This window comes from Kitasatospora sp. NPDC101108, assembly GCF_055584725.1.
Map to the genome: position 1 here is coordinate 1 of NZ_JBVJLM010000043.1, position 11199 is coordinate 11199.

Consider the following 11199-nt stretch of genomic DNA (forward strand, 5'->3'; position numbering starts at 1 on the left):
CCATCACGGTGTAGAACTCCGACACCCCCGCGTTGGTGATCCACCGCTTCACACCGTTCAGCACCCAGAAGTCACCGTCACGCACCGCCCGGGTCTTCATCCCCGCCGCGTCACTGCCCGCCTCCGGCTCCGACAGGCAGTACGAGAACATCCCCTCGCCCCGCGCCAGCGCCCCCAGGTACTTCGCCTTCAACTCCTCCGAACCCGCCAGCTGCACCGGCAGCGACCCCAGCTTGTTCACCGCCGGGATCAGCGACGACGAGCCGCACACCCGCGCGACCTCCTCGATCACGATCACCGTCGCCAGCGCGTCCGCCCCCGCACCGCCGTACACCTCCGGCACGTGCACCGCGTGCAGATCATTGCCCCGCAGCGCGTCCAGCGCCTCCTGCGGGAACCGCCCCTGCTCGTCCACCTCCGCCGCGAACGGAGCGATCTTCGCCTCGGCCAGCGAACGCACCGCCTCACGGAGCATCTCGTGCTCCTCGGAGATACGGAAGAGATCGAAGTCAGCCGCCCCTGCGCTGCCCGCCATGATGCCTGCCCCGTCGTCCAGTGACCGACGTCCGAACGACGTCCGATCCGAGTCGAAATCGCGGTTAACTACCGTTCAGTAGAGATCCTAGGGCTCCGACCTGCGGCTGCCTAGCTTCCTCGGCGTGCGGGTGACGCGCGGGCGCCGGGTGCCGACCCGGACGGGACGGATAGCATCAGGGGCACCCTCTACTGGTCGAACCCGCACTAAGGGGAACCCGTGACCCTCCGCATCTCCGTGATCGGCACCGGCTACCTCGGCGCCACGCATGCCGCCGCGATGGCCGAGTTCGGCTTCGAGGTGTTGGGTCTGGACATCGACCCCGACAAGATCGCCATGCTCACCGCCGGCCGGGTGCCGATGTACGAGCCGGGCCTGTCCGAACTGCTGCTCAAGCACGTGGCCGGACACGAGGGCTCGACCGGGCGGCTGCGCTTCACCACCTCCGCCAAGGAGGCCGCCGAGTTCGGCGACGTGCACTTCATCTGCGTCAACACCCCGCAGCGCAAGGGCGAGTTCGCCGCCGACATGTCGTACGTGGACAGCGCGATCGACGACCTCGCGCCGCACCTGACCCGCCCGGCCCTGGTGGTCGGCAAGTCCACCGTGCCGGTCGGCTCGGCGGCCCGGCTGGCCGAGCGGCTGGCCGCGCTGGCGCCGGTCGGCGAGGCCGCCGAACTCGCCTGGAACCCGGAGTTCCTGCGCGAGGGCTTCGCCGTCCAGGACACCCTGCGCCCGGACCGGATCGTGGTCGGCACCCAGAGCGAGCGGGCCGAGCGGCTGCTGCGCGAGGTGTACGCGGACCCGATCGCCGCCGGGGTGCCGTTCCTGGTCACCGACTACGCGACGTCCGAGCTGGTGAAGGCCGCCGCCAACTCCTTCCTGGCCACCAAGATCTCCTTCATCAACGCGATGGCCGAGGTCTGCGAGGCGGCCGGCGCGGACGTCACCCTGCTCTCCACCGCGCTCGGGCACGACGAGCGGATCGGCCGCAAGTTCCTCAACTCCGGCCTCGGCTTCGGCGGCGGCTGCCTGCCCAAGGACATCCGGGCGTTCATGGCCCGGGCCGGCGAGCTGGGCGCCGACCAGGCGCTGACCTTCCTGCGCGAGGTCGACTCGATCAACATGCGGCGCCGCTCGCGGATGGTCGAGCTGGCCCGCGAGCAGTGCGGCGGCGGCTTCCTGGGCCGCCGGGTCGCCGTCCTCGGCGCCGCCTTCAAGCCCAACTCGGACGACATCCGGGACTCGCCCGCACTCAACGTCGCCGCGCAGATCCAGCTCCAGGGCGCCCAGGTCACCGTCTACGACCCCAAGGCCGTGGACAACGCCCGTAAGATGTTCCCCTCGCTGGCGTACGCCGACTCCACCCTGGAGGCCGCCGAGGGCGCCCACGTCGTCCTCCACCTCACCGAGTGGGCCGAGTTCCGCGAGCTCGACCCGGCCGAGCTCGGCGCCGTCGTCGCCGAGCGCCGCCTGCTCGACGGCCGCAACGTCCTCGACGCCGAGGCCTGGCGCGCCGCCGGCTGGACCTACCGCGCCCTCGGCCGCCCCAGCTGAGGCCCTTCCCCGCGCCGACCGCGCCCGCCTCCGGCACGTCTCCGGGGCGGGCGCTTCCATGCCGCGGGGGTGCCGCGAGCGAGAACGACGTTTGAACTCGTTCAAGGCATCTGAGACGATCTTCGCGCGCGCTGTCCGCGCCGATCGGGAACCGGGGGGTCCTTCATGCACGCCGAACGCCGGGACAAGTGGCTCGTCCGGGGGGCCGTCTCCTTCCTCGCCGTCGCCCTCATCGCGGCCGTCTCCTATGTCGGCTACCACGTGCTCGGTCCGGACGACGCCGGCAAGTCCACCGCGGTCAGCTGCTCGGAGGTCATGAAGTTCGCCGGCGCCTCGATGCCCGCGCAGGCCACCGGGGCCAGTTGCTCGGACATCGGCGGCTGGAGGGACCGGGGGTACATGGCCGAGTTCACGATGCCCCGGACCGATCTGGCCAAGCGACTGACGACGGCCTTCCCCCGCGTGCGGCTGACCGAGGACCGCGCCGCAGGACTGGACTTCAGCAACAGCCAGGAGACGAACGAGACCCGTCCGAGCGGCCAGGCCGTCTTCCTGGAGCTGAAGGCCACCTACACCACCGAGGACGCCGCTCGGGTCACGCTCCAGGCGTTCAACTCCTGAGCCCGCAGGGGCCGAGGAATCCGGGGCCCGTGGCCGCCGTTGGCAACGGCATGACGAACTACGGCGACGACGCGACCGTCCGCGAGATCCTCACCCGCAGCGGCGACACCTGGGCCGTGGTCGGCCTGTCCAACAACACCGCCCGGGCCGCGTACGGCGTGGCCCGGGTCCTCCAGCGCTACGGCAAGCGGATCGTGCCGGTGCACCCGAAGGCCGAGACGGTCCTCGGCGAGCCCGGCTACGCCACCCTCTCGGACATCCCGTTCCCGGTCGACGTGGTGGACGTGTTCGTGAACAGTTCGCTGGCCGGGGAGGTGGCCGACCAGGCGGTGGCGGTCGGGGCGAAGGCGGTCTGGTTCCAGCTCGGGGTCGTCGACGAGGCCGCGTACGGGCGGACCCGGGCCGCGGGGGTCCCGATGGTGATGGACAGGTGCCCGGCCATCGAGATCCCGCGGCTCGGCTAGGGTCAGCCGTCCAGCTGGGCGATGGTGGCGATGGAGGGCCGACGGCTCGCCCGCAGGGAGGCGGCGACCGACTCGGCGTCGCGCAGGACGCGGACGGCGTTGTGCCAGGTGAGCTTGGCCAGGTCGGCCTCCGACCAGCGGCGGCGCAGGAGTTCGGCGACCAGGTTGGGGTAGCCGGCCACCGAGTCGAGGCCGTCCGGCAGGAAGGCGGTGCCGTCGAAGTCGCCGCCGATGCCGATGTGGTCGATGCCCGCGACCTCGCGCATGTGGTCGAGGTGGTCGGCGACGGTGGCCGGGGTGGCGATCGGGCGCGGGTTGGCGGCCTCGAAGGCGCGCTGGCGTTCCATCGCGGCCGGGGTGGTGTCCAGCGGGTCGAAGCCGTGGGCGCGCATGTTCGCGTCGGCGGCCAGGGTCCACTCGATGGCGGCGGGCAGGATGAACTTCGGGACGAAGGTCGCCATCGCCACGCCGCCGTTGGCGGGCAGCTGGGCCAGCACGTCGTCCGGGATGTTGCGCGGGTGCTCGCAGACGGTGCGGGACGAGGAGTGCGAGAAGACCACCGGCGCCTCGGTGACCCGCAGGGCGTCCCGCATGGTGTCGGCGGAGACGTGCGAGAGGTCGACCAGCATGCCGAGCCGGTTCATCTCCCGGACGACCTCCTCGCCGAACCGGGTCAGCCCGCCGGCCACCGGCTTGTCGGTCGCGGAGTCGGCCCACGGCACGTTGTCGTTGTGGGTGAGCGTCAGGTAGCGCACGCCGAGCTCGTACAGGGCGCGCAGGGTGGCCAGCGAGCAGTCGATCGAGTGGCCGCCCTCGGCGCCCATCAGCGAGGCGATCCGGCCCTCGGCGCGGGCGGCCTCCATGTCGGCGGCGGTACGGGCCAGGCGCAGCCGGTCCGGGTAGCGCTCGACCAGGGCGTGGACGAAGTCGACCTGCTCCAGGGTGGCGCTGACCGCGTGGTCCCCGGCCAGTGAGGCGGGCACGTAGACGGACCAGAACTGCGCGCCGACCCCGCCCTCCGCGAGGCGGGCGAGGTCGGTGTGCAGGCGGTCGCTCTGGTCGGCGGCGAGGTCGAGCGCGCCGAGGTCGTACCCGGCCTGCTCGCGCATCGCCCAGGGGAGGTCGTTGTGACCGTCCACCACGGGGGCGGTGCGCAGCAGGGCCCGGGCGGCGGCCAGCAGGGTGGCGGAGTCCGGCTGAGAAGTCATACGGGCTGTTCTACCCCACCCTGCCGGCGGGTCTTACTTGCCGAAGCCGAAGGACGAGGAGCCGGCCACCTTGGCCCGGAGCTTCTTGCCCTTCTCGGTGGCCTGGTTGTTCAGCTCGGCCTGGAAGTCGGTCATCCTCTCGGTGAGCTCCGGGTCGAAGGCGGCGAGCATCCGCACCGCGAGCAGGCCCGCGTTGCGGGCGCCGGCCACCGAGACGGTCGCCACCGGGACGCCGGCCGGCATCTGGACGATCGACAGCAGGCTGTCCATGCCGTCCAGGTAGCGCAGCGGCACCGGCACGCCGATGACCGGCAGCGGGGTGACGGAGGCCAGCATGCCCGGCAGGTGGGCCGCGCCGCCGGCGCCCGCGATGATCGCCTTCAGGCCGCGCTGGTGGGCCTTCTCGCCGTACGCGACCATCTCGCGGGGCATCCGGTGGGCGGAGACGACGTCCACCTCGTAGGGGATCTCGAACTCGTCCAGGGCCTGGGCGGCGGCCTCCATGACCGGCCAGTCGGAGTCCGAGCCCATCACGATGCCAACGACAGGGTTCGTCATTCGGTGATCGTTCCTCGCAGGTAGGCGGCCGCATGGCGGGCGCGCTCGCGGACGTCGTCGAGGTCGTCCCCGAAGACGTTGACGTGGCCGACCTTGCGGCCGGGCTTCACGTCCTTCCCGTACATGTGGATCCGCAGCCCGGGGTCGCGGGCCATGCAGTGCAGGAAGGCGTGGTACATGTCCGGGTAGTCGCCGCCGAGGACGTTGACCATGACGGTCCACCTGGCGCGCGGACGGGGGTCGCCGAGCGGGAGGTCGAGGACGGCCCGCAGGTGGTTCTCGAACTGCGAGGTGACGGCGCCGTCCTGGGTCCAGTGCCCGGAGTTGTGCGGGCGCATGGCGAGCTCGTTGACCAGGATCCGGCCGTCCCGGGTCTGGAACAGCTCGACGGCCAGGTGGCCGACGATGCCGAGGTCGCCGGCGATCCGCAGGGCGAGCTGCTGGGCCTCGTCGGAGAGGGCGGGGTCGAGGTCCGGCGCGGGGGCGGTGACCTCGGCGCAGACGCCGTTCTCCTGGACGCTCTCGACGACCGGGTAGGCGACGGCCTGGCCGCTGGGCGAGCGGACCACGTTGGCGGCCAGCTCGCGGACGAAGTCGACCTTCTCCTCGGCCAGCACCGGGACGCCGGCCAGGAACGGGGCGTGCGCCTGCTCCTCGTCGTCGACGACCCAGACGCCCTTGCCGTCGTAGCCGCCGCGGACGGTCTTGAGCACGACCGGGTAGCCGGTGCCCTCGTTCGCGAAGGCGGTGACGTCGGCCGGGTCGGCGACGATCCGGTGCCGGGGGCAGGGCACCCCGATGGAGTCGAGCTTGGCCCGCATCACGCCCTTGTCCTGGGCGTTGACCAGCGCCTCCGGGCCGGGGCGGACGGCGATGCCGTCGGCCTCCAGGGCGCGCAGGTGCTCGGTGGGGACGTGCTCGTGGTCGAAGGTGATGACGTCGCAGCCGGCCGCGAAGCGGCGCAGGGTGTCGAGGTCGCGGTAGTCACCGAGGACGACGTCGGACACCACCTGTGCGGCGGAGTCCTGGGGGGTGTCGGCGAGGAGCTTGAACCGGACCCCGAGCGGGATTCCCGCCTGGTGTGCCATGCGGGCCAGCTGCCCGCCACCGATCATGCCCACCACTGGAAAATTCACATTGCCCGGGGAAGTCACCACGCCAGGATATCCGGGCCGGTGGGGAGCCTCGGAGCCGCGGTGGGCCGGTGAGTAGTGGACGCGCGTAGATGTCAACCCCGCGCCCGGACGGCTGAGCCGTTCGGTGGAAGCGGGTAGCCTGGACGGCCAGGTCCTCGTCCGCGCGGTCGGATCATGTGCGTGCACGCAGGGCTCAAGGGGTGCCCCCGGCCCAGTGGGACGCCCTTTTTCCCGTAGGTACATGGAGGCCACCCGGTATGGCGACGACCGCAGCTTCGAAGCCCCCGCTCGTGCAGAAGCTGCGCGGGCTCACGGGTGAGGTCGTGAAGTTCGGCATCGTCGGCCTGAGCGGAGTGGTCATCAACTTCGCCGTCTTCTGGCTCTGCATCAACGGTCTGGGCCTGGCCTCGCTGCGGTCCAACATCGCCGCGACGGTGATCGCGATCGCCACCAACTACCTCGGCTACCGCTACTGGCTGTACCGGGACCGCGACGCTGCCTCGCGCAAGCGGGAGATCACGCTGTTCCTGGTGTTCAGCGGCATCGGCATGCTGATCGAGACCGGTGTGCTCGCCTTCACGGTCTATGTGCTCCACCTGGACTCGCACTACGAGCAGCTGGGCGCCAAGGTGATCGGCCTCGGCGTGGCCACCGTGTTCCGCTTCATCTCGTACCGCACCTGGGTGTTCACCGCCCTCCCGGAGCCCGAGCCGGCTGTCGCCGCCGACGCCCAGGAGCTGGCCGCCCAGGCCGAGCTGATGCTGGCCACCGAGCAGATCCGCTTCGCCAAGGCCGAGTAGGCCCCTCCGCCCCTCCCGCCCTCTCCCGCTCTCCGCCCCTCCGGTCGGCCCACCCCCTTGCCCGGTCCGCCTCCGCGAGAGGACAGTGGTGACCGAGGGCGAGCACGGCCCGCGGACGATCGAGACCGAGGGGGTCCAGGAGGCTCGCCATGGCGTTCGTCCAGATCATCGACTGCAGGACCGACAGGCTCGACGACCTCAACCAGCTCATGGACAGCTGGGTCGAGGCCACCAACGGCACCAGGACCGCCTCGCACGCGGTGGTCGGCACCGACCGCTCCGACAGCAGGCACGTGGTGGAGATCGTGGAGTTCCCCTCCTACGAGGAGGCGATGCGCAACTCCAAGCTCCCCGAGACGGACCGGATCTTCCGCGAGATGGTGGCGCTCTGCGACGCGCCGCCCACCTTCACCGACCTCGACGTGGTCCGTGACATGCAGCTCGGCCAGGGCTCCTGATCAGTCCTGGTGGCTGCGGCCGAGGAAGAGCGCGAACACCGGGGGCTTCAGCGACAGCAGCTCCAGTCGACCGCCGTCCGCCTCCGCGAGGTCGCGGGCGACGGCCAGCCCGATACCGGTGGAGTTGCGGCCGCTGACCGCGCGCTCGAACACCCGGTTGCCCAGGTCGGCCGGCACCCCGGCGCCCTGGTCCTGCACCTCGACCACCACCGAGGTGCCGGAGGGCCGCACCCGCAGGGTGATCGTCCCGGCGCCGTGCATCAGCGAGTTCTCGATCAGGGTGGCCAGCACCTGGGCCACCGTCCCCGGGGTGCCGACCGCGGTGATCCCGTGCAGGCCCTCCAGGGACAGCACCCGGCCCTGCTCGCGCAGCGTCGGGCCCCACTCCTCCACCTGCTGCTTGATCACCTCGTCCAGGTCGAAGGCGACGGCGGTGGGGCTGCGCGGATCGCGCTGGGTGGTGAGCAGCCGCTGGACGACGTCGGTGAGCCGCTCGACCTGCTGGAGGGCGATGGTCGCCTCCTCCTTGACGGTTTCCGGCTCCTCGGCGAGGGCGGTGATCTCCTCCAGCCGCATCGACAGCGCGGTGAGCGGGGTGCGCAGCTGGTGCGAGGCGTCGGCGGCGAGCCGGCGTTCGGCGGTGAGCATCCGGGCGATCCGTTCGGCGCTGGTGTCCAGCACCTCGGCGATCCGGTCCAGCTCGGGCACCCCGTAGCGGCGGTCGCGCGGGCGGGGGTCGCCGGAGCCGAGCCGTTCGGCGGTCTCGGCGAGCTCGGTGAGCGGCCGGGCGAGCCGCTTGGCCTGCCAGACGGCGAGCGCCACGGCGGCCTGGACGGCCAGCAGGGCGACCACGCCGAGCAGCAGGAGGTTGTTGGAGATCTCGTGGTCGACGTCCTCGCGTGACTGCTCGACAGTGACGATCTCGCCGCTGTTGCCGCGTTCGACGGCCCGCAGCAGGTGGCTCCCGGCCGGGCGGTCACCCGCCGACAGCACCTGCTGGCCGGGGATCTGCACCTCGACGTAGCTGCCCTCGGCGACCTGGCTCTCGAAGACCCGGCCCTCCTTGACCGCCTCGCCCGCGGTGAGCCGGCTCTCCACGAGGGCGAGCACCCGGACGGCGGTGGCGTCCACCCGATCCTGGGCCGAGCTGACGATGGTCCGCTTCTCGACCAGGGCGAGCGGCACGCAGAACACCACGACGACCACGAGGACGACGACCAGCAGCGAGTTGATCATCCGGCGTTTCACGCTGCTGCTCCCCGAGGTCTTCCACTGCATCGGCCGCCGCCCGGCCAAGATCTCCGTACGGGGTCAATTCTTCTCGAAGCGGAACCCCACCCCGCGCACGGTGGCGATGTAGCGCGGGTTCGCCGCGTCGTCGCCGAGCTTCTTGCGGAGCCAGGAGATGTGCATGTCCAGGGTCTTGGTCGAGGTCCACCAGGTGGTGTCCCAGACCTGCCGCATGATCTCCTCGCGGGTGACCACCCGGCCGGCGTCGCGGACCAGGACGCGCAGCAGCTCGAACTCCTTGGCGGAGAGGGTCAGCTCCTCCTCGCCGAGCCAGGCGCGGTGGGACTCGATGTCGATCTTCACGCCGTGCGCACCGGTGGTGAGCTGGTCGACGTTGCCGCGCCGGAGCAGGGCCCGGACCCGGGCGAGCAGCTCGGCCAGGCGGAAGGGCTTGGTGACGTAGTCGTCGGCGCCCGCGTCCAGACCGACCACGGTGTCCACCTCGTCGGCGCGGGCGGTCAGCACCAGAACGGGGCAGCTCTTGCCGTCGGCGCGCAGGCGGCGGCAGACCTCAAGGCCGTCCATCTCGGGCAGACCGAGGTCGAGGACGACGAGGTCGACCTCCTCGGTGAGGCCGGCGGCGAGGGCGGTCGGACCGTCCTCGCGGACGAGCACCTCGTAGCCCTCCCGTCGTAGGGCCCGGGCGAGCGGTTCGGAGATCGCCGGATCGTCCTCGGCGAGCAGCACACAGGTCATGTGGTGATGGTAGTCCGCTCGGGTAAGGCCGTACGCCCTGTGAGGTAGTTCACAGAGCGTGATCGTTATATATGGGCCATCCGGGGGTCAACAAGGTGCTGTCGACCGGCCGTTCGGCGGAGAAAGCCCTGTTGGATCTTGCATCTGAAGGATGAAGCGCCCGTTTACCATGGATAAGCCGGGCGAAACTGACATGTACTTTGCCATTTCCATACCTGATACGTGGCCTTTGTCATCTGATAACGCCAAATATCGCCACGTACAGTGGTTGAAGTTCGTCCGCCGCCACCCCCCTAGGCGGACGCGATCAGGCAAGGAACCACTACTCATGGCGTCTACGACCCTGGACACCGGCGTCACGTCGGCCACTCCTGGCGGCAAGACCTTCCTCGGCCACCCCCGGGGACTCGCCACTCTCTTCATGAGCGAGATGTGGGAGCGCTTCAGCTACTACGGCATGCGCGCCCTGCTGGTGCTCTACATGACCGCCTCGGTCGCCGACGGCGGCCTGGCCATGAAGACGGCCGTCGCCGCCGCCGTGTACAGCGTTTACACGGCCATGGTCTACCTGCTGGCCCTGCCGGGCGGCTGGATCGCGGACCGCTTCCTCGGTGCCCGCAAGACCGTCGCGGTCGGCGGCACGATCATCATGATCGGCCACTTCCTGCTGGCGGTCCCCTTCAGCGCGTCGTTCTTCGTCGGCCTCGCCTTCATCGCGGTCGGCTCCGGCCTGCTCAAGGCCAACATCTCGACGATGGTCGGCCACCTCTACGACGGCCCGAACGACCCGCGCCGCGACGGTGGCTTCACCGTCTTCTACATGGGCATCAACCTCGGTGCCTTCGCGGCCCCGCTGGTCATCGGCACCGTCGGCCAGAGCGTCAGCTGGCACCTGGGCTTCGCGCTCGCCGGTGTCGGCATGGCCCTCGGCCTGGGCCAGTTCCTGCTGGGCACCCGCCACCTGAGCCCGAAGAGCAACGTCGTCACCTCGCCGATCACCCCGGACGAGAAGCGGAAGATCTTCACCAAGGCGGGCATCTGGCTGGCCATCGCCGCCGTCTTCTACGGGGTCGTCGCCGCTACCGGCCACTTCACCATCAACTGGGCGATCTGGCCGCTGTCCATCGCGGGCCTGGCGATCCCGGTCCTGGTCTTCACCAAGGTGAAGCGCGACAAGGACCTCGACGCCAACGAGCAGTCCAAGATGAGCGGCTACATCTGGTTCTTCGTCGCCGCCGCCGTGTTCTGGATGATCTACGACCAGTCCGGCTCGACGCTGAACATCTTCGCCGATGAGCACACCGCGTCCACGCTGTTCGGGCTCAACTTCCCGTCCAGCTGGTTCCAGTCGCTCAACCCGCTGTACATCATGGCGCTGGCCCCGGTCTTCGCCTGGATCTGGGTCGCGCTGGCCCGCCGGTCGAAGAACCCCAGCACCACCATGAAGTTCGCCTTCGGTCTGCTGATGATCGGCGCCTCCTTCATCGTCATGATGCTGGCGATGGCCTCCGCCTCCGGCGACACCAAGGTCACCCCGCTGTGGCTGGCCATGGTCTACCTGGTCCAGACCGTCGGTGAGCTCACCCTCTCCCCGGTCGGCCTGTCCGTCACCACCAAGCTGGCGCCGACCAAGTACGCCAGCCAGATGATGGGTGTCTGGTTCCTCGCCGTCACCGCCGGTGACTGCGTCGCCGCCATCTTCCAGCTGGTGCTGGGCGACAAGATCGTCGGCGGCACCGCGTACTTCGCGGTGCAGGGCGTCATGGCGATCCTCGCGGGTGTCGCGCTGGCGATGTACCGCAAGAAGGTCGTCAAGCTCATGGGCGACGTGCACTGACGTCCGCCCGGTGAAGCTCCGGGGCCGCCGTGGATTCCT

At 70.5% G+C, this 11199-nt stretch carries 11 protein-coding genes and 1 pseudogene; 6 read left to right on the forward strand and 6 right to left on the reverse strand.

Features of this window, described 5'->3' with window-relative positions; all coding sequences use genetic code 11:
• Positions 1-535, reverse strand: a 535-nt coding sequence (locus ACZ6Z8_RS38505) for an acyl-CoA dehydrogenase family protein (RefSeq protein WP_465614622.1), incomplete at its 3' end; no start/stop codon positions are given.
• Between the two features lie 219 nt (positions 536-754).
• Between ACZ6Z8_RS38505 and ACZ6Z8_RS38510 the strand changes: the two genes are divergently transcribed.
• The 3 genes from ACZ6Z8_RS38510 to ACZ6Z8_RS38520 all read left to right on the forward strand — a co-directional run bounded on the left by ACZ6Z8_RS38510 (position 755) and on the right by ACZ6Z8_RS38520 (position 3177).
• Positions 755-2092: a UDP-glucose dehydrogenase family protein gene (locus tag ACZ6Z8_RS38510; RefSeq protein ID WP_465614623.1), complete on the forward strand. Its 1338-nt coding sequence runs from the start codon at positions 755-757 to the stop codon at positions 2090-2092.
• Positions 2093-2257: 165 nt separating this feature from the next.
• Entirely contained in the window at positions 2258-2713 is a 456-nt protein-coding gene (locus tag ACZ6Z8_RS38515; RefSeq protein WP_465614624.1) for a hypothetical protein, read from the forward strand.
• 50 nt (positions 2714-2763) lie between these two features.
• Positions 2764-3177 (forward strand): CoA-binding protein, encoded by a 414-nt coding sequence (locus ACZ6Z8_RS38520; RefSeq protein ID WP_465614648.1) that lies wholly within the window; start codon positions 2764-2766, stop codon positions 3175-3177.
• A gap of 2 nt (positions 3178-3179) precedes the next feature.
• On the opposite strand, the gene ACZ6Z8_RS38525 is transcribed toward ACZ6Z8_RS38520, so the two are convergent.
• From ACZ6Z8_RS38525 to ACZ6Z8_RS38535, 3 genes are read right to left on the reverse strand one after another with little or no spacing between them, the layout of a single operon-like run.
• A complete protein-coding gene (locus ACZ6Z8_RS38525) occupies positions 3180-4385 on the reverse strand; it encodes a dipeptidase (RefSeq protein ID WP_465614625.1) in 1206 nt (401 codons plus the stop codon).
• 33 nt (positions 4386-4418) lie between these two features.
• Entirely contained in the window at positions 4419-4943 is a 525-nt protein-coding gene (gene purE / locus ACZ6Z8_RS38530) for a 5-(carboxyamino)imidazole ribonucleotide mutase (protein WP_465614626.1), read from the reverse strand.
• Entirely contained in the window at positions 4940-6079 is a 1140-nt protein-coding gene (locus ACZ6Z8_RS38535) for a 5-(carboxyamino)imidazole ribonucleotide synthase (protein ID WP_465614627.1), read from the reverse strand. The genes purE and ACZ6Z8_RS38535 overlap by 4 nt, the downstream gene beginning before the upstream one ends.
• A 257-nt stretch (positions 6080-6336) precedes the next feature.
• Here ACZ6Z8_RS38535 and ACZ6Z8_RS38540 point away from each other — a divergent pair, with 257 nt between their 5' ends.
• The gene (locus tag ACZ6Z8_RS38540; protein ID WP_465614628.1) at positions 6337-6879 is read left to right on the forward strand and encodes a GtrA family protein; all 543 of its coding nucleotides are present in this window, start codon (positions 6337-6339) and stop codon (positions 6877-6879) included.
• 149 nt (positions 6880-7028) lie between these two features.
• A pseudogene (locus ACZ6Z8_RS38545) lies at positions 7029-7328 on the forward strand (ester cyclase); the annotation flags it as partial.
• Positions 7329-7337: 9 nt separating this feature from the next.
• Here the strand turns inward: ACZ6Z8_RS38545 and ACZ6Z8_RS38550 are convergent.
• Positions 7338-8585, reverse strand: coding sequence for an ATP-binding protein (locus tag ACZ6Z8_RS38550; protein WP_465614629.1), 1248 nt, complete (start codon positions 8583-8585; stop codon positions 7338-7340).
• Positions 8586-8648: 63 nt separating this feature from the next.
• Positions 8649-9323, reverse strand: a complete 675-nt coding sequence (locus tag ACZ6Z8_RS38555) for a response regulator transcription factor (RefSeq protein WP_030290974.1) — start codon at positions 9321-9323, stop codon at positions 8649-8651.
• Positions 9324-9651: 328 nt separating this feature from the next.
• On the opposite strand from ACZ6Z8_RS38555, the gene ACZ6Z8_RS38560 reads away from it, so the two are divergent.
• Entirely contained in the window at positions 9652-11160 is a 1509-nt protein-coding gene (locus ACZ6Z8_RS38560; RefSeq protein ID WP_030290976.1) for a peptide MFS transporter, read from the forward strand.
• Positions 11161-11199 lie beyond the last annotated feature (39 nt).